The sequence below is a fragment of the Arthrobacter sp. MYb23 genome (genome assembly GCF_002979775.1).
GTDB lineage: Bacteria > Actinomycetota > Actinomycetes > Actinomycetales > Micrococcaceae > Arthrobacter.
This window is the reverse complement of record NZ_PCPR01000013.1, coordinates 80482-99599: the sequence shown is the minus strand read 5'-3', so window position 1 is coordinate 99599 and position 19118 is coordinate 80482. Positions and strand designations below refer to the sequence as shown.

The following is a 19118-nucleotide window of genomic DNA, read 5'->3' as shown; positions in this document are numbered from 1 at the left end:
ACGCCCCCGACGGTTCCAGTACTCCCCCGAGCCAAGCAGGACAGTCGATGACTGACACGACACTTGCGAACACTGCCTGGAGTGCATTCGATCGGACGACATCGAGATGGGGGCGCATCACGATGATCACAGCGATGGTCATCATGATCGGTGGGCCCGCAATCCTCGCCGCACAGCTTGGCGTCGACCTACCCACAGTCGTCGCCGGCATCGTGGCGATCCTGGTGGTTTTCGGGGTGATCTTCGTGGTGGAGCCTTTCTCGTACTACCCGATCCTCGGCCCAGCGAGCATGTACCAGGCGTTCATGATCGGCAACATTTCAAACAAGCTGCTGCCCGCGGCGATCGTCGCGCAGTCGACGATCGGCGCGAAGCCCGAGACCCGTCGTGGCCAGCTCGCGGCCGTACTCGCGATCTGTGGCGCCGCCGCGGTGCACATCGTCTCACTCGCCATCTTCGTCGGCCTGTTCGGAACCATCCTGCTGCGGCTCATCCCCGCCGAGGTCGTCGCGTCAATCCAGACCTTTATCCTCCCTGCCGTGATGGGGGCCGTCATCGTGCAGATGCTTGCCAGCAACCCGCAGCCGCACATCCTCGTCATCGCTCTCGCAGTCGGACTCGTCGTGCAGCTCGTGCTCACGCCCCTCATCCCCGCTTTCGCTCTCTTCGGCTCCGCCGTCTCCGTTGTACTCACGATCATGCTCGCCATCACGCTGCACGGCGACAATGTGCAGAAAGCGAATAATGAGAATGCTCTCGAACCGGGCGCGACAGCGCTCGAAGATCAAACCAGTCAGAAAGGAACCCGATGACCAACCTTGAGTCCACGGTGTCAACCATCGCCCCGATCGTTGATACCCTAGCTCCTCGATTCACCCGCCTCAGCGACGAGATCTGGGCCGATCCCGAGCTCCGGTGGGAGGAGCACCGCTCGATGGAGCGATCCATCGAGGCCGCCGAGGAATACGGCGCACGCATCACCCGCGAATCAGGCGGGGTCCCCACCGCGTTCAGTGCCGAGTGGGGATCCGGCAAGCCCGTCATCGGGTTCCTCGGCGAGTACGACGCACTCGCGTCCCTCAGTCAGGCGGCGCACTCGACGGTGCGCGAGCCCGACCCTGACAGCGACACCGACGCCGGTCATGGATGTGGACACAACCTGCTGGGCGCCGGCTCACTGCTCGCCGCCGCGGCCACTGCGAAGTACCTCGCAGACGCAGGGCTACCGGGCACCGTGCGGTATTACGGCTGTCCCGCCGAGGAGATCGCCTCCGGCAAGACGTACATGGTGCTTGGAGGCGCGTTCGACGACGTTGACGCGGCGATTTCAAACCACCCTGGCGACGCGATGAGCGCCGACCAATGGAAATCGCTGGCGTACACACAGGTTTACTTCCGGTTCCGCGGCGTCGCGGCCCATGCGGGCGGCGCACCGCAGCACGGCCGCAGCGCGCTCGATGCCGCCGAGCTCATGAACGTTGGCGTGAATTTCCTCCGCGAGCACATGGACGATGCGGATCGCATCCACTACGCCTTTACTGACGCCGGCGGCCCGTCGGCCAACGTTGTGCAGCCCACCGCAGAGCTCTACTACATCGTGCGCTCGCCAACAGTGTCCCGCATGCGCCTGCTATACGAGCGCGTCAAGAAGGTCGCGCGCGGAGCCGCGATGATGACCGAGACTGAGGTCGAGATCGATTTCGAGGGCGCGGTCGCGGAGCTGCTGCCGAACCGCACTCTCGAGGAGCGGATGCACTCCAATGTCGTCGAACTCGGCGGCGTGCCTTTCGACGAAGCCGACCAGGAGTACGGCCGCAAGATCGCTGAGGGGCTTCCAACCGGCGCCGAGGCCGACACCCGCAGACGCCTCGGCCTCGCTCTCGACTCGCCGCCATACTACGACGGCGTCCCCCCGCTCGTCGACCCCGCGCATAGGTTCCAGACGACGGGATCAACCGACGTTGGCGACGTCAGCTGGGTCACCCCTACGGTGCAGATCGTTGCGGGCACCGCGACCCTGGGCACACCTCCGCACTCATGGCAGATGGTGACGCAAGGAAAGAGCCCCGCCGCGCACAAGGGGATGATCCATGCCGCGAAGGCCATGGCCGCGACCGCCCTCGACCTGGTTGTCGACCCTTCGCTGTTGCAGGCCGCGCGGGATGAGTTCAAGGGGATTGTGAGCGTCACGCCGTACGATAGGCCTATCCCCGAGGGCACTGTCCCGCCGCCCCTGCGCGCCACCTACCGCCCGGCCTGATTACGGCGGACTGTTCGGCGTCGTTGACGCGGCCTGCACCTCGGATGTCGCCAGAGAGGAACGCAGTGCTACACGACAACACGCAGGACACCCTGCGGTCGCGGCTCGCCGACAGCAGCGACCGCAGGGTACAGCGCACGCGCGCACTTCTTTTCGAGGCCTACCGGGCCCTCCGGGACGATGACGGGGCGCCGATCACCGTCTCGGCCGTCGTTGAACGTGCCGGAGTCACACGCTCGTCGTTCTACACGCACTTCCGCGGTGTCGACGAGCTAGCGGCCGCGACCCTCACGGACTACATGGATGCCCTCGTCGAGACGGCGAGGGCATCAGTGATCTCCGGAGAGTCCAAACGCGAAGTGAGCCATAGCGTGTTCCTCGAGCTCTCCCGATTTCTCGGTGCGCACCGCGACACCTACGGTGCGATGCTTGTCGAGGGGGGCGCCTTCGCGAAGTCACTCGCCCAGGCCATGGTCGAGCTCAACCTCGGAACGCTGCGAACCCGCGACGAATTGTACGGCCACCCTGACGTCACGGCGCACTTCTTCGCAGGTGGCGTCATCACCGTACTGAGCTGGTGGCTACGGACAGAGCCGGCGATGTCCCCCGAGGCCCTCGCGCAGGCGCTAATCGACGTCACACCACGCGATTTCAAAGACTGACATTACTCAACCTTCGCTCCCATAAACACGCAAGCCTGCAGAAGCCTGTTGCACCCTTGGCCGCGTTCTTGAAACCTCAGCCATTCGGCTCGGTCGAATTGAACGCCTTTGTTGGCAACTTTCTAGGGCGACCACTCCCGCCCATAGACCGCTTTGCTGACAGACGGGCGTCTGCGTCGCCACAACATAGCTACGCTAGCCAGCACTATCGATGTCCCCCAAACTTCCGCACAGCCACTCCGTTCACACCTCTGGCCCAAAGAATGCGCCCGCAGCGGCCCAGAGAAGTCGGCGCACTACGTCGACGGAGCGCTCATGTCCGAATTGCGCATGGTCTCGCCTAACACCACGGTAACGCGCATGGAAAGCCGTGCCTTTCAAACCGGCGACATGTTGCTACGGCCACTCTCCTGCGATGAGCAGATGAAGGCCCAAGAAGGGAAGAGCCAATGGCCGAAAGCGGTCACAATAAAGAAGATTTAAGTGTGGACAATGTCCACACCCCCTTTGGCCTGACAAAGCAGCCGCCAGCCACGTCTCCTCACTCCGGGAACGAACCGAAGTGAGGATATTTATTGCAAGTTCCCAAGGACATGTTGCGCTCAGCCCCCCTACCCATGAAGAGGTGTAGGCCAACCCCGACCTACCGGACGAACCGAGAGAGGGACCTATAGCCCCAGGTCAGTGCAAGCGGAGAGTCCACCAGCCACGACCCTTAACCCGCTCCCCCACAACCAAACAGGCGACCCGCGGCGCCAGGCACACCCCGCGGCCAGTGTCAGAGGGACCTGACCAAGCAGAATGTACACACGTTAAAGCAAAAACCCCCTCTGACGAGGGGGTATGCCGTGCCCGAGGTGGGACTCGAACGGGATTCCTGGCCCTGCGACCGCTGGGAACTCCCGGAAACATGCGGAATCCGGGCCAATTCGACGGCTGTACGGGCCAGTCCGAGACGGAAAGTGTGGACACTGTCCACACTTCCTTTTTGCCTCGATCGAATACCGAGAAACGGGAACTTGACGCGCCCTGCGCATTCATAGCCTGCACCGGGAATCGGCGTTGCCGCCTGTGCCGATTGCCTGCCGGTTGACAGCGCTCAGTCCGAGCGAAGCCTCCGGTCAGGACGAGGCCCCGACCTCCACGGCACGCCCTCAGCTGGCCCTTATAACAACCTAAAACGCGACGGCACTCTACTCGGCTAAACCCTGAAGAACTCGACACAGCGGGAGCACCTCCTTCATCAAGTACATGGCCGAGACGGCACCGAAGAACATGACCAAGCTCTTCCGGCCAGCCCGATGGCAGAAGCCGGCTTACCGGCATGTTCCTTTCTTTGAGCCCTGCCGACACAGCTCCGCCAATAATGGCCCCCGCTTTTCCGGCGGCCCCGGACGAGAGTAATAGCAAGAGTCCGGTCATCGATCGGCACGAAGCCCGTTCACTTAGGGGGCCCTGGAGGCGAGAATTACTTCGGCAGGCAAGAAAACTGTTCGATTCCGCGGCGATTGCCAGCCCGGACGCGGACGAGGGCAATTGCTCGCGGCGCGGCGGCATAGCCGGGCTAGGGCTAGTGAGTGCGGGTGGAAGCTCGCACGATGAGTTGGGTGGGAAACTCGTAGCGCTGGATGGCTGGCGGAGTTTCGGACAGTGATTGCAGGAGTAGTTCGGTCGCGGTGCGACCCATTTCGGCGTACGGCTGTCGCGCCGTGGTCAGCTGGGGGGTTACGAGGATCGCTGCCCGCTCATCGTCAAAGCCGGCCACGCTAATCTCGTCCGGTACGCGGCGGTCGCGCGTGGCCAATTCGCGCAGGACGGTGGGGGCAAGCTGGTCGAATGCGCAAAAGACAGCGTCGACACTGCCGTCGCGGACCAGGAGGTCCCCGAGTTCCGGGCACCCGGGCGCTGCCTCATCGAAATCTGTTTCGATGACGAGCTTTTCATCGATCGTGATTCCCGCGGCGACGAGCACGTCGCGGTAGGCCCTTTCGCGTTCCTGCAGATAGAAAGAGTTTCCCCAAACGGAGTCGCCGCCGCTGAAACGCGGGCGGACGAACACAATCCGGGAACGCCCTATCTCGACCAGGTGTTCAACCACCTCGCGCGCCCCGGCATAGTTCCCCGCCGAGATGGACGGGAAGTAGATGTCGACGCTTGAGTCATCTATGGCAACGCCAGGGATACCGATGCGGTCGCAAGCGTCCCGGACGGATTTCTGATCAGGAACGCTAACGACGATCACGCCTTCGGTCGGAACGTTCGACAGCCCATTAATGGCCTCAGCCAGCGCCCCTTCGGCTCCTCTGACAGGGTGGACAAGCACCTGGTAGCCGGCGGCGGCGGCCGTTTCGATGCAGGCATGGGCGGCAAGCTCCCACCATCCCCATTGGTTATCCGGGACGATCACGCTGATGGCGTGGAACCCGCCACGACGCAAAGCACGCGCAGCGACCGACGGGCGATATCCGAGCTCCTGGGCAACCAAGCGGATCCGGTCGCGCGTGGCCTGACTGACGTCCGGATGATCGCCCATGGCCCGCGACACTGTTGCGATGCCAACGCCCGCTGCTCGGGATACGTCGGTGAGCGTCACCCGCTGCGCCATTACTGCCTCCTGAAAGTTACCTCTTGACCGTGACCTTACCTGTTCGCTATCTTAGCGGTATCGTTTCCGGAAACGTTACCGGAAACGATGATCACCTTTTCACTTATCAAGCTCAACGACGAGGAACTCATGTCCACCACGACCCCGGCCACGGTTGGCCACAGCCCCTTAAGGCAAGTCAGTCCAGGCTTTATCGCCATTTACGCACTGGCGATGTTCGGCATCTGGATGGCTATCAATCTGCCGGCCTCCGTAACGCTGGCGTTGAGGATTTCAGAGATCGATCCCGATGGAAAGACCACCAGCTATTCAATTGCCGCCGGCGTCGGAACGCTGACTGCGGTGCTCGCGAATCCCTTCTTCGGCCGTCTCTCGGACCGCACGCGCAGCCGTTTCGGCCGCCGACGCCCCTGGATCGCGATTGGCCTGCTGGGCACCACCGTGGGCGCCGCAGTCATCGGCCTCTCGGACACGTTCCCGATGCTGCTGCTGGGATGGATCCTGATGCAGGCGTTCGTCAACGCAGCCATCGCCGCCATTCTCGCCATCGTGGCCGACCGGGTCCCCGAATCACAGCAAGGATTCATCGGCTCCCTCTCCGGGGCAGCGTCCGCGGCGTCCCTAGTGATTGGAATCTTCTTCATCCAGGCGTTCCCCACGAGCATCCTGGCGCAGATCGGACTACCGGTAGCAGTGGCGCTTGTCTTCGGTGTAGCGCTGCTCGCCGTTTTCAAAGATGATGCCCCCGCGGCCGAGCCGCTGCCACAGTTCGGCCTGAAGCAATTCTTCGGATCGTTCTTCATCAACCCCCGACGCGAGCCCGACTTCGCCTGGTTGCTGCTCGCCCTGTTCCTGATGTTCGCCGCGTGGGGCGTGATATCCACCTACACGGTCTATTTGCTGCAAGACCTGATCAAAGTACCTGATGACCAGATCAGTGGGGTGATCACACTCTCCTACGCGATCCCCGGGGTCGTTGCGTTCGTTGCCGGGCCGGTCGGCGGTTGGGTAGGAGACCGACTCGGTCGACGGAAGCCGGTCATGATCTTTGCAGCCCTCATTGGTGCCGCGGGCATGGTCACCATCGCCACCTCGTCCACGATCGTTCAATTCCTCGTAGGCGTCACGCTCGTCTCTGGCGTCTCGGCGGGCCTGATGCTGGGAACCTACATCGCATTCGGCATCGCGGCGATGCGAGACAAACTGGCGGCAGCGCGGAACCTCGGCGTCGTCAATATCGCCATCACCCTGCCGTTCTCGATCATCCCGTTCATCGCCCCCGTACTCCTGGGCATCGGCGGCGGCACGTCGAACTACGTCGCCCTCGTCCTTGTCGGCGGCGTACTGACACTCCTGGGCACTATCCCGCTCTTCGCTATACGCGCCGCCCGCTGACCCTACATTCCGAACGCGCGGTTCGCGCTACGCACTCCAGCTCTGAAGGATCTTCTATGAATGACTATCTCGACCCCACCCTGCCCATTGAGCGCCGAATCGAGGACCTCCTGGCACGAATGACGGTCGCCGAAAAGGCCGGCCTGATGTTTCATCCCACCACCGAACCGGGCGGCGACTCACTCTCCGACGCGGACGCCCTCCGAGAAGCCCAACTCAACGTCGTGGAACGTGGAATCAGCCACTTCAACGTGCTCGGCGGTGGCGACAGTGCAGGAGTCGCCAACTGGCACAACACCCTCCAGGAACTTGCTGCGAGCACCAGACTCGGCATCCCCATCACCCTGTCCTCCGATCCCCGCCACGGATTCCGGAGCAATCCCTTCACCGGACAGTCACTCGAAAGCCTCTCCCGCTGGCCCGAGACAACAGGCATAGCTGCGATCGCGGGCACTGATACTGCTCGCGAGTACGCCGAGATCATCCGTCAGGAGTTCCTGGCGATGGGTATCCGCGTATACCTCGGACCCATGGCGGACATCTTCACCGAACCGCGCTGGTCGCGCGGATTCGGTACATTCGGCGAGGACCCCGCCCGCGTCGCCGAACTGACAGTCGCATTCATCGAAGGGCTCCGCGGCAGCCGAACTCTGGGCCCCCAGTCGGTCGCTGCCGTCGTGAAGCACTTCCCCGGCGGCGGTCCGCAGCTTCGCGGAGACGACGCACACGATTCGCGGTACCCCGAGCAGGTGTATCCGGGCGGCATGCAGGAACTGCACATCGAGCCGTTCGAGAAGGCCTTCGCTGCAGGAGCCACCCAGGTGATGACGTACTACGGCAAGCCCGTCGGAACAGCGTGGGATGAAGTCGGGTTTGCGTTCAATGCACCGGTCGTTCGCGACATTCTCCGGAAGCGCCTTCATTTCGACGGCATTGTCGTGACCGACTGGAATCTGCTCGAGAGTGAGCAGATGGGGGACCTCACCTTTGGTCCGAATGGTTGGGGTCTGGAACACCTGACCCCAGTCGAACGTGCCCGGATCGCTATCGACGTCGGCGTCGACCAGTTCGGCGGCGACCGGAACCCCGCCCTCATCGAGGAACTCGTAGACAGCGGCGCGGTGACCGAGGAGCGCATCAACCAGTCGATACGCAGGCTCCTGCGCGAAAAGTTCCAGCTTGGCCTGTTCGAGAACCGTCACGTCGAGATCGACGGCGCGCGAACCACGTGCGGCTCGCTAAGCTTTTCCGAGAAAGGCACCGCCGCTCAGAGCGCTTCCCTCGTTCTGCTTTCCGACGAGGCAGGCGTGTTGCCTACTGGCTCCACCGTCTACGTCGAGGGTATTCAGGACTCCTCCGGCCTCACTACAACTCCCAACGTCGGAGAAGCAGAGGCAATCATCGTTCGCCTCGAAGCTCCGTTCGAACCCGGCCGCGGTTCGGTTGTCGCCGAATATTTCCATGGCGGCACGCTCGCGTTCCCGCAGGCCACCTTGGACCGGCTCCGCAATTACGCAACCCAAGCGCCTCTCTATGTGTCCGTATTCCTTGAGAGGCCAGCCATTCTTGGTCCGCTCGTGGAGCTCGGCGCGACAGTCCTCGGCGAGTTCGGAGCCAGCGACAGGGTTGTGGTCAACGCCTTCGAAGGACGGACCCCGCTGTCCGGGACCCTGCCCTTCGACATCCCATCCTCCATGGAGGCAGTACAGAAGTCCCGTGAGGACGTCCCCTTCGACACCGAGGAACCCCTCTTCCGTACGGGATTCGGCATGGCAAGAGAGGCCAGCGCCCCCCACATGGCAGCCCAGGTCTAGCGACCGGCGATTGGCCCCGACCCGGGTCGGGGCCAATCCGCGAAAACACACCCACTCGTTCCATTTTCTTGGAAGTAAACGCGCAATGGCGGGTCAACCTTTCCGAGCTGGCACTTAGGTGTCGTAGGGCTGGGCCGCGAGAGCGCAGGCTTCGTGACGCAGGGGTTTTCACAGTGCAATTTGCTGGGGACCTGCGATGATCTACTGATGAGATCCGTTCCGGTAATTGCGACAGGCGCAACGCTGCTCCTTGCACTTTCTAGTTGCTCGTCCCCAGCCGAACCCGACGATGCGCCCGTACCGTCCCCGACAAACCCCTCGTCGACTCTGGCTGCCTCGCCTACCACCAAGACCGTCGCATGTCCTCCTCTACCGATCGATGTAACCATCACATACGAACTTGTCATCGACGCGCGCGGTGGGGTCACGATTAATGCGGCCTCGAACCTCCCGGACGGTGCCGAACTGAACTCCAGCTTCTTCACCGAGACGGGCTTTTTCGCGCAGGATGAGGGAGTGCTTGAAAAAGGCAAGGTCACCTTCGGGCCGTTCTCCGACAAAGCCACACCGTTGCACGGAAACTACGACATGTCCATCACGCTGCCAATCGCCCGAAATCAACCAGCCGAGATTCGCGCTTGCATAGGCAAAGCCGGAGAAAACTTGACTGGACCACTCGTTTCGATTGAGGAAATCACCGGCGATAAGGTAGCCAGCGTCAGCGTTCGAGTCAACATTAGCTGAGCAGTGTCGTTACACCTGGCACTGCAGTTTGCTCGGCAACGTGGGTGTTCTGCACATGCTCCTGGAACAGTGAGGACGCACCGCAGCGGAGGGTATCCCCTGTGCATGCAGCTGTCCGTGTGCGCTGTCAGTCGAGCGTTCCCGACCATCGTGGCAGCCGCCCTGGATCTATGCGTTGGCCGACCATTTAGCAAGCCCATCAGCCTCCAGCGTCGTGCTCGACGTTTTGCGACTATAGGACCACCCTTTGGGGCTCAGAGCGTTAAGCCATCTCATTGAGGGGTCTAATCAAGTCGGGGCACTTGGACCGATAGTGGCCCGGCGTGCGGCAGTGACCGCATTTGCGAGCGTTAGGACTATTAGATGATGATGAGCTGCTCACGGAGGGAGCCTCTCCGTGAGCAGCTGACGCTGCCGTGGGGACCAGGTCATCGAAGTATCCTGGCACGGCAAGAACTGCTGCCGTTCGCTTTAGGACTGTGAGCTCTTCAACCGTCAGGATTTGATCCGAGAATGCAGCTTCACGCATCATTTCCAGGAACCGTTCGTTTAGACCCCGGACTTGTTCCGCTCCCATTCCTCCCCTGCCCGCAGCCTTGGAAAGCGCTTTAGCCTCATCGCCAACAATCTTGCCGTCCGCCAGCGCGAGGGCGAGCACGTCTAGATACTCTGTCGCGGCCGCGTCGGCTACGTCCGACGTGCTGATGGGCAGCCGGGATAACAGTGAAGACATCCACCCGTCAGCTCCCTTTCTCAAAGAAGACGCGCGTGTCATTGGCGGCACAGCTCCGACTCGGAAGGGATCAAACAAACCTCGTGCAGGATCATGCCCGAACTCAATGCCGGGACGGTATCTTTCGAACATTCGGGGAAGCAACGCCGCCGTCGCCCTGACATCGCCCAGTGCGGCGTGGGCATCAACCAACGGGATGCCTGCGTGCTCTGCGAGAGTACCGAGCTTGTGGTTCGGAGTGTCAAAAGTCTGTTGCCCCAACCAAAGCGAACACAGAGCGGGAAGTGGTGGCGTTTTCAACCCGATATGTGCGAGTTCGGCTGCCAAGAAGCGCTCCTCGAAGACCGCGTTGTGGGCAACGATGACAGCACCATCTAGACGGGCCAGGATGTCTGCCGCAACATCGCCGAACAGCGGAGCGTTTCGCACCGCGTCGTTGCTGATCCCGTGGACGAAGACGGCGCCGGTATCCCGACCTTCGGGGTTGAGCAATGTGGCGTACTCATCTTCGATTCGACCGTTTCGATCCACGCGCGCAATAGCTAGTTCGATTACGCGGTCTCCCTTGCCGGGTGAGAAGCCGGTCGTCTCAACATCTATGACCGCAAAGGGACCGTCGTGTACATAACCACGCCCGGAACCCGGTCCACCATAACTAAAGAGCTCACCAACCCCGCCCGGCTCAGCAAATCGCATACCACGACGGACCGGAGCTGCCTCCGCTTCCACTGGACGAGGTCTGGTAAAGGTAGCCGGAGATTGTTGCGGGGTAGTGAGTGGCGCGGCCCTGGGTATCGGAGAAGGAGCACTCGGCCTCTTGGCCTTCCGCCTACGAGCCACCCACCAAAAAACGAGTGCGAGCACGAGCAGTACAAAAGTAACTTCCACGGTTGCTTCTTTCAGCGCTAGCGGGGAAGGCAGCACCGCCCCCGAATACGGCGAGACATCGTTAGCTTCTGATCGCATAAGGGTCGCTAGGCACTGCGGCTTCCCAATCCGCCCGCTGCAAGCTGCAAAAATTCTCGACAATCACCTGAACAGTATCGGTAAAGGTACTAGCTACCCGACGCGACACTCCGCGTCGGAAACCGCATGCACAGCGAAACGGCCAGTCGTCCCACCCGTATCACTGTCCATGGTTACGTTCGACTATCTCCGATCAGACACAACTTGGGACACGTCCAGGTGTTTCTACCGGCAAAACCCGTTTTGGTCATGGCGGAGAAGTGGGACAGATCGATGAACATCCAGAAGTAAAAATGCTGCTTGTCGATCTGATCTCCGATCACCGCTGGCGGCACCTTCACCCAACTAGGGCGTTGTCGCGCCGGGCTGTGCCGGGCCCCCAAGGTGCGCTCCGGCCCCTTACCAGCCGCGGGTCCCCCACTCGAACGGCCCCGACGACCAAGACACAATGCTCGCGAAAGGAAAAGGACAATGAATGCGCTCACCATCAAAGACCCCGCCGACTTGCTCAGCTTCATCGGGCACACCCTAGGGTTCTGGCCCCAGGAGAGTCTGGTCTGCATCACCCTGGACAAAGGCAAGGTCGGAGCCACCCTCCGCATCGACCTCCCCCGATACCCCGGAGCAGAACTTCCCTACGCCAGAACTGTCAGTAGCTACCTCACCAGCGACACCAGCGCGACGAGCATCGTCTTCGCCCTCTACACCTCAGCCCACAGTGAACCCGACCAACCCAAACCACATGCAGCGACCATTGCCGCGCTTACCGGAGTCCTGGCCGGAAACGGCATCACCATCCGCGACGGGATCTTCGTCAACGGCGACGCCTACTCCCCTTACGACAGCGAACCCGGACAAGACATCAGCCTGCCCCTCAGCACCACTGAATACAGCCGCGTCAACGCCGAATTCATCTACCGCGGCAGCACCATCGAACCCACCAACCAAATCACCCTCCCAGCAGCAACCTATGAAGCAGACAATGCCACCGCCGTCGAAAACTGCATGCACGCAATCCGCGCCGAGGCACCCCATCAAACGGCGCTACAAGCCACCAGACTCTGGACGAACATGCTCGACAGCAATGACTTCCCCACCGACGAGGACTGCGCCACCCTCATCGCGAACTTCCAGTTCCCCCACATCCGGGACCGGCTCATGGCCGATATCCCCGGTATCAACGAACCACCCCAACACATCCTCTTCGCCCAAACCGACACCGCACCCAAATGGTCCCGCGTCGAGTGGGCACAACAACTCCTCATTCACGCGTACACCAGAACGAGCCCGCAACATGCGGCACCCATCCTCACCACCATCGGCTATATCAACTGGTGGGAAGGCCGAGGATCCAAAGCACACCAATACCTCCAACTCGCCCTCGACACCGACCCCGGATACCGCTTCGCACGACTCACCGACCAAATGCTCGGAGCCGGCATCATCGCAGGCTGGAACACCAACAAAAACACCGCCTACAAAACCAGGCTAGACATGCCCTAACCTGCACGAGCCCACCCCGGAACCTGACTACTCGTTCTTGACCGTCAACGGGGTAACGGTTATCAGCGAGCCATCTCTCCGGCGCTGCATTTCCCTGAGTTCCTTCGCGACGTCTCGGAGGGCACGCTCCCGGTTTCCCAGACCTCGGATCCGAGCTGGGGATTTCTCACTGTGCCGAAGTCCAAGACCGCTCGCAGAGGATGCCACATCAGCGAATGGATCGTGGAATAGGTCGCCGTTCAAATCCTGCATCAAACTGCGGCCACCCGCCGATCTCCAATGTCAAACCCCGGTCCGCCCGGAACAGAGTCAATGAGGCGCCGAGTATACGGGTGCTGTGGGTTCCCGTAGACAGCATCCACGTCACCTTGCTCCACTACTTCACCGTGGAACAGGACCAGGATTTCGTCGCTGACATGGTGCACGACGTCCAGGTCGTGGGAGATGAAGGCCATGGTCAGGTCCAGTTCCTTCCGGAGCCTGCCAATGAGGTTCAGAATTTCTGCCTGCACGGAAAGATCCAGTGCTGAGGTGATCTCGTCCGCGATGATCAGTTTCGGCTGCACGGCCAAAGCGCGGGCAATGGCAATGCGTTGCCGCTGTCCACCGGAAAACTCATGCGGATAGCGTTCGGCCACCTCCGGATCCAGCCTGATGGTGGAGAGCCAGTAGGAGATCTTTTCACCGTGTTCCCGCGGGTTTGCCCGTAAGGGGTCGATTGCCTCGGCCAGGGTTTGTCCGATGGTCCGTCGGGGGTTCAGGGACGAATAGGGGTCCTGCGGAACCATCTGAACCTCCCGGCGCATGGTTCGTCGCTCGGCCCCGGACATTTTGGTCACGTCGCGCCCTGAGAAGGAGATTAACCCGTCGCTGGGCTTCACCAACCCCACAATGGCTTTGGCCATGGTGGATTTTCCGGACCCCGACTCGCCCACAATTCCCAGCGTCTTGCCTGCCTGGATACTGGCGTTAACTCCCTTGAGCACAGTTGCAGCTGAGCGACCGGACCCAAACGTGACTTTGACATCCTTCAGCTGCAAAACCGGCTGACCTTGCGATGCGTTCATTTGGTGGTCTCCTTGGTGCCCGGGCTGTTGGTGACATCGCCGCCAGCGGTGGAGTCGTCGTCGAAAACTTCATCCAATGCGAAGTCCTTGGCAGATACCGTGACGAGCTCTGCCTTGCGTTCGGCGATCGACGGCGTCGCGGCGAGAAGAGCCTTCGTGTACGGGTGCTTCACCTTGCCGGCGGCGAGTTCTTCGCCAGTGAGCCGCTCCAGGATCTTGCCGCCGTTCATCACGATGACCTTGTCGCACAAGGCCTGTACCACTCCGATGTCGTGCGAGATAAACAGCATGGCGGTGCCCATCTCGCGGTTGATGGTTCGGAACTGCCGCAGAACATCCGCCTGGACCGTCACGTCCAGAGCGGTGGTGGGCTCGTCGGCAATAATCAGGCGGGGGTCCGTGACCAGGGTCGAGGCGATCATTGCCCGCTGCAACATGCCCCCGGATAGTTCGTGCGGGTGTTGCTTCATGCGTTTTTCGGGCTGGGTAATCCGAATGTCCGCCAACGCTTTGACCATCCGGCCAAACGCTGTGTTGCGGGACTGGCCCAGATGTACGCGGCTTACCTCGGTTAGCTGCGACCCAATGCGGAGAGCCGGGTTGAAGCTGGTTCCTGGATCCTGATAAACGAGTCCAATGGACGTCGCCAATTCACGCGGGTTGTTCTTCTGCAGGAGATTTAGGTCGCCGAGGCGCATGGTCTTGGCAGTGACACCGAGTTCCTCCGGCAGCAGCCCGGCAATGGACATGGCGGTGAGGGACTTTCCAGAACCGGACTCCCCCACCAGGCCCACCACTTCTCCGGCATGAATACTCAGGGACACACCCTTGACCAACGGAACTCCCGACGGCGTGGAGACGGTGAGGTTGTCCACCTCCACCAGCGCTCCGGTATCGGCGCGCAGGGAAGCGGGGACCTCGGACGCCTTGCGGAGACTGCCGAACTTACGGCCGCCACGGGGGTCTGTGGCGGCGGCTAGGCCATCACCGATCAGCATGGCGCTCAGGCCGGTGATGGTGATCATGATCGAAGGCATCACCGCCTGGAGCGGCTGCGAGTAGATGTTGACGAGCCCCTCGTTCAGGAGGCGCCCGAAATCGTACTCAGGGTTTTGGACGCCAAGCCCGATGAAGGACAGGCTGGACAGGTCGATCAACGTGGTAGCGAAGACCGTGGCGGTCAGCACCAGGAGCGGTTCCGCCATGTTGGGCAACAGATGCCGCGTGATGATGTAAGGCCCCGAGACACCAAGCAGCCGCGCTGTGGAGACGTAATTGCGCTGAGAAATTGACGCAGCCATGTTGGCGGTAAGTCGGGCGAATGCAGGAATGCTGGCAATGGAGATGGCCAACACGGCCGACCACGTGCCCTGGCCGAGGATGGCGGCGATCAGCAGCGAGAAGATGAGGCTCGGGTAGGCGACGGCAGCTTCGATGACACGCAGGACGGCGGAACGGACGCGCCGCGGGGCCAGCCACACGGCGGTCCCAATGGCGATGCCGGCGACGACGGCAATCGCCGTCGTCGCTGCGGTCATCAGCAGCGTCAGACGCGTGGCGACCAAGGAGCGGGCAAGTACGTCACGGCCAAAATCATCGGTACCCAGCCAGTGCTCAGCACTTGGCCCCTGCGAGGCTTGGGGCGTGAGCTTTTCCGCGGCGTCCGAGAGGAACATCGGCGCGAGGATGGCAGTGAGCACCATGATGGACATCATCACGATGCCGACTATGAGGCCGGTGGTCCAGCGGAACCTGCGGCGGGGACGGGCTGTCTCAGCCATTGGACTTTCCTCCGAGCGTACGGGGGTCGATGAGGCCGAGAATGACGTCGACCAAGAGATTCAGCACGATGGCCAGGAAGCCAAGAACCAGGATGATGCCCTGGATCACGGGGTAGTCCTTGTTGACGATGGCAGTGACGATCTCACGTCCCAGTCCGGGCCAGTTGAAGACGTTCTCAACAATGATGGCTCCGCCGAGCATGCCGGCCAGGATGAGCCCGGCCAAGGTGAGCGCGGTGGTCAGCAGGTTGGGCAGGGCGTGCCGGGCGTAGAGGCGCAGCGACGGTAGCCGCCAGCCACGGGCTGTCCTCAGGTAGTCCTGTTCCAACACCGTTGACGTTTCCCGGCGCACCACACGGGCAATGGAGCAGATGGGAGCTATCGAGAGACCAATCACAGGCAGGATGAGGGCACTCAATGAGGCAGCGCCGGCTGCCGGGAGAACCTTGAGGATGATGGCGAAGACCACCACCAGCATGGTGGATACCACGTACTGCGGAACAGCCTGGAAGAAGCCAGTCAGCATCCCGAAGGATACGTCGAGCCACTTCTTGCGCCCTCCGCGGGTCAGAATTCCTACGAGCATGCCGACGGGAACAGAAACCAAGAGGACCAGGATGATGCCAAGTACCGCGAGTTCGGCAGTGAACGGCAGCTTCGTAGCAATAATCTGCGACACGGAAGTGCTGTATGCGAAGGATTCTCCAAGGTCGCCGGTGAAGAGCCCGCCTACGTAGTTGATGAACTGGATATAGAGCGGATCATTCAGACCAAGGCTGTTGCGGATGGCCTCAATTTGCTCGGTAGTGGCGTCGGCGCCTGCCACAGCCACCGCAGGGTCACCCGGTATGAGCGGAACCATGAAGAAGGTCACGACGACGAGCAGGGCGACGGAGAGAAGGACGCCGCCGGCGCGGCGAAGGGCATAGTCGGCCCACGGGGAAAGGCTCAGGGCACCGCCCCGGGGGCCTTTGGTGGCCCCCGGGGTAGTGCTCTCAAGGATCTGTACTTCCTTGGAGAGCATTGTTGGTTCTGTCATCGTGAAACCTTTGCTACTTGGTGATGCGCATGGTGGCGTAGTCGACGATTCCCGACGGCGCCTGGATGGAGAATCCGGAGCGCTGGGCAACAATCTGCGGCTCGCCCACGAAGGGGACGATGTCGTTGTCGCTGAGGATGCTCTTCTGCGCCTTGGTGTAGGCGTCGCAACGGGCCGCTTCATCGGTAGCGGATTGGGCGGTGGCGATGTCGGCGAGGATGTCGGCATTTTCTCCGCCACCGATGTTGCGACCGCCCTTCTCGGTAGGGACGCCGGCGATGCGGGTCAGTGACGCAGCCACCGTTCCCACGAAGTTCGCGTCGCCCTGAACGGTCAGGTCCCATGTTTCGGGTTTGGTCTGGGTCATGGTGGCCCAGGTTCCGTTGTCCACGAGCTGGAGGTCCACGGTGGCACCCGCCGCACGGAGGGCTTCCTGGACGTAGGTGCTGCCTGCGCCGTTGGGTCCGATGCTGGTGGTGCCCACCATCTTGAACGTTTTGCCTGCCAGTACGGCCTTGGCGGCTGCGGCATCCTCCGGGGTCAGACTCGAGTTATCCGGAAGAACGCAAGGGACTGTAGGGGCGACGATCGAGTTGTAGGTGATGCCCTTGCCGGCATACGCAGCAGAGTTGAAGGCCTGCTGGTTCATCAGCTGCGCAACGGCCTTGCGCAATGCGGGATCAGTGAACGGGCTGCCTTCGCGCTGATTGAAGAGCAGGAAGATACCGGCAAACGGGACCGTCGTGACCGCATAGTCTTTGTTGCTCTCGAAGCGCTGGACATCCGCGGGGGCGATGTCCGAAACGTCCATTTCTCCCGTCAGAAGTTGGTTGGCCACCGTGGTCTTGTTGACGCCCGGGAAGAACCGCACGGTCTTGGCCGGGGTTCCCTCCAGCGGTTTGGACCACTGAGGCCAGGCCTTGTAGTCCTCACGCAGTGTCATGTCGTAGCTGACGCCGTGGCTGGATTTCGTCAGTGTGTATGGCCCGGAGAAGGCGCCCTTGACGGTGCCTTTGGCCAAGCCGTCCAAGTCCGCCAGTCCGGCGGGGCAGATGATGCCAGTCTGCGCCAGCGTCAAGCCACCGATGAGTTCGGACCACGGTTGGGCGAGCTTGATGTCCACGGTGCCCGCGGCGTCGTCACCGGTGATGGTGGGCTGGCCGGGGCCGAAGACGAGTTTGCCGAAGTTGTTCTTGGTAGCAGGATCGGCGAAGTAGCTGAGGGACTTGGCCACGATGGTGGGCGTAATGGCTGTGCCGTCCGCACAGGTAGCGTCCTTGCGGATGGTCAACGTGGCATCAGTTGCGGTGTTCTTCCATTCGGTGGCGAGGCCACCAATGAACTTCCCATCGGCATCCCGTCGGACCACGGTGTCGTACAGGAAGCGCGCTACCTCGTAATCATCCTTGGCATTGGCCTTGGCAGCGTTGAAGGTGGTGGGGTCGGCGTTGAGGGCCGTCCGGATGGTGTCGGTGGACATTGCTCCACCGGTGCCGCCGGAGGAAGCCTGACCGCCCGTGGTGCAACCGGTCAAAAGGAACGCGGCAGCGGTGACGGTCGCCGCCGTTGCCATAAAAGTGGAACGTCCTTGCATAGGGATGAGCCTCCTGGTCGCCTTCGAGTCCCTGGCCATTGCGGATGCGAGCGCATCTGGGCGAGAAATGAAGGATCTGATCTGCGATAACTTTCGCGAATGAGAAGAGTTTCTCTAATTGACCCCAGGAAGTCAACGCTTTTTTGTGAGTTCTCCCACAGGTGACCCCCGCCACGCCGATGTTTTACATACCCGAAACAGAAGGGCCTTGACGTGGGGGAAATAAAACGCGAAACTTTTCTCATATGTGATTGGCGTCTCAAGGCGTTCAACTCATCCGAATACGGACCAACCAAAGGTGGAAGACATGGCAACGACCCTCGAGCTCACAGTCCGCAAGGCACAGTGGACCCGACCCCCACGGGAACTGGTTCGCGCATTTGAGGAATTCCCGGTAGCCAACATCGGAGATGCCATGGAACGTCTCGGACTGGTAGACGGCAACATCAACCCGGTCTGGGCAGGCGCCAAGTGCGTCGGCTCCGCAGTGACCGTCCTTGGTGCTGCCGGCGACAACGCAGCCGTCATTGAGTCCCTGAACTACATCGAACCCGGCGACATCATGGTGATCAACGGCTTCGGCCACGAACACCGTGCTCTGGTTGGCGAACAGCTCTCCCAGCGTTTCGAGGCCGCCGGCGCAACCGGCGCAGTCATTGACGGCTACATTCGTGACCGCGCAACCATCACCGAGATCAAGTTCCCCGTCTTCGCCCGTGGCACAACCCCTGCGGGGCCGTTCAAGAACGGCCCTGGCGTGATCGGCGAACCGGTCGCCATCGGCGGCATTGTTTGCTCCGCCGGTGACATCGTCGCCGCAGATGATGACGGCGTCGTCATCATCCCCCAGGCCCGTGCAGCCGAAATCCTCGAACTGGTCAAGGCAGTCGCGGTCCACGAGGCAGAAATGACCGCTGAGATCACCCGCGAATACAGCTAGCCCTCCCCTACTCCC

14 protein-coding genes are annotated in these 19118 nt (G+C 61.7%); 8 read left to right on the top strand and 6 right to left on the bottom strand.

The features are described from left to right. The first annotated feature begins 47 nt into the window (after window positions 1–47). The 3 genes from CQ020_RS14350 to CQ020_RS14340 all read left to right on the top strand — a co-directional run bounded on the left by CQ020_RS14350 (window position 48) and on the right by CQ020_RS14340 (window position 2922). Window positions 48–812 carry a hypothetical protein gene (locus CQ020_RS14350; RefSeq protein WP_219844513.1) on the top strand — a complete coding sequence of 255 codons (765 nt, stop codon included), beginning with the start codon at window positions 48–50 and terminating at the stop codon, window positions 810–812. Beyond that, a complete protein-coding gene (locus CQ020_RS14345; protein ID WP_105692454.1) occupies window positions 809–2260 on the top strand; it encodes an amidohydrolase in 1452 nt (483 codons plus the stop codon). The genes CQ020_RS14350 and CQ020_RS14345 overlap by 4 nt, the downstream gene beginning before the upstream one ends. 65 nt (window positions 2261–2325) lie before the next feature. Continuing rightward, entirely contained in the window at window positions 2326–2922 is a 597-nt protein-coding gene (locus CQ020_RS14340; protein WP_181151889.1) for a TetR/AcrR family transcriptional regulator, read from the top strand. Between the two features lie 1570 nt (window positions 2923–4492). Here CQ020_RS14340 and CQ020_RS14335 read toward each other — a convergent pair. After that, window positions 4493–5527, bottom strand: a complete 1035-nt coding sequence (locus CQ020_RS14335) for a LacI family DNA-binding transcriptional regulator (protein WP_105692452.1) — start codon at window positions 5525–5527, stop codon at window positions 4493–4495. An 87-nt stretch (window positions 5528–5614) separates the two neighbouring features. Between CQ020_RS14335 and CQ020_RS14330 the strand changes: the two genes are divergently transcribed. The 3 genes from CQ020_RS14330 to CQ020_RS14320 all read left to right on the top strand — a co-directional run bounded on the left by CQ020_RS14330 (window position 5615) and on the right by CQ020_RS14320 (window position 9480). Further along, window positions 5615–6922 (top strand): MFS transporter, encoded by a 1308-nt coding sequence (locus CQ020_RS14330; RefSeq protein WP_258141896.1) that lies wholly within the window; start codon window positions 5615–5617, stop codon window positions 6920–6922. Between the two features lie 56 nt (window positions 6923–6978). Further along, window positions 6979–8736, top strand: a complete 1758-nt coding sequence (locus tag CQ020_RS14325; RefSeq protein ID WP_105692451.1) for a glycoside hydrolase family 3 protein — start codon at window positions 6979–6981, stop codon at window positions 8734–8736. A 207-nt stretch (window positions 8737–8943) separates the two neighbouring features. Next, window positions 8944–9480: a hypothetical protein gene (locus CQ020_RS14320; protein ID WP_105692450.1), complete on the top strand. Its 537-nt coding sequence runs from the start codon at window positions 8944–8946 to the stop codon at window positions 9478–9480. A gap of 262 nt (window positions 9481–9742) precedes the next feature. On the opposite strand, the gene CQ020_RS14315 is transcribed toward CQ020_RS14320, so the two are convergent. Beyond that, window positions 9743–10909 carry a PolC-type DNA polymerase III gene (locus CQ020_RS14315; RefSeq protein ID WP_181152029.1) on the bottom strand — a complete coding sequence of 389 codons (1167 nt, stop codon included), beginning with the start codon at window positions 10907–10909 and terminating at the stop codon, window positions 9743–9745. A 741-nt stretch (window positions 10910–11650) separates the two neighbouring features. Between CQ020_RS14315 and CQ020_RS14310 the strand changes: the two genes are divergently transcribed. Then, a complete protein-coding gene (locus CQ020_RS14310; RefSeq protein ID WP_105692448.1) occupies window positions 11651–12682 on the top strand; it encodes a DUF4192 domain-containing protein in 1032 nt (343 codons plus the stop codon). Window positions 12683–12933: 251 nt separating this feature from the next. On the opposite strand, the gene CQ020_RS14300 is transcribed toward CQ020_RS14310, so the two are convergent. Genes CQ020_RS14300 through CQ020_RS14285 form a run of 4 tightly spaced genes read right to left on the bottom strand, consistent with a single transcriptional unit; the run spans window position 12934 to window position 18142 of the window. Then, window positions 12934–13749 (bottom strand): ABC transporter ATP-binding protein, encoded by an 816-nt coding sequence (locus CQ020_RS14300; protein WP_105692446.1) that lies wholly within the window; start codon window positions 13747–13749, stop codon window positions 12934–12936. Beyond that, window positions 13746–15530 (bottom strand): dipeptide/oligopeptide/nickel ABC transporter permease/ATP-binding protein, encoded by a 1785-nt coding sequence (locus tag CQ020_RS14295; RefSeq protein WP_105692445.1) that lies wholly within the window; start codon window positions 15528–15530, stop codon window positions 13746–13748. Before CQ020_RS14295 ends, CQ020_RS14300 begins: the two co-directional genes overlap by 4 nt. Next, the gene (locus CQ020_RS14290; protein WP_258141895.1) at window positions 15523–16569 is read right to left on the bottom strand and encodes an ABC transporter permease; all 1047 of its coding nucleotides are present in this window, start codon (window positions 16567–16569) and stop codon (window positions 15523–15525) included. The genes CQ020_RS14295 and CQ020_RS14290 overlap by 8 nt, the downstream gene beginning before the upstream one ends. Window positions 16570–16582: 13 nt before the next feature. Then, window positions 16583–18142, bottom strand: a complete 1560-nt coding sequence (locus tag CQ020_RS14285) for an ABC transporter substrate-binding protein (protein WP_181151887.1) — start codon at window positions 18140–18142, stop codon at window positions 16583–16585. A gap of 328 nt (window positions 18143–18470) precedes the next feature. Here CQ020_RS14285 and CQ020_RS14280 point away from each other — a divergent pair, with 328 nt between their 5' ends. Beyond that, the gene (locus CQ020_RS14280) at window positions 18471–19103 is read left to right on the top strand and encodes an RraA family protein (RefSeq protein WP_105692442.1); all 633 of its coding nucleotides are present in this window, start codon (window positions 18471–18473) and stop codon (window positions 19101–19103) included. Window positions 19104–19118 lie beyond the last annotated feature (15 nt).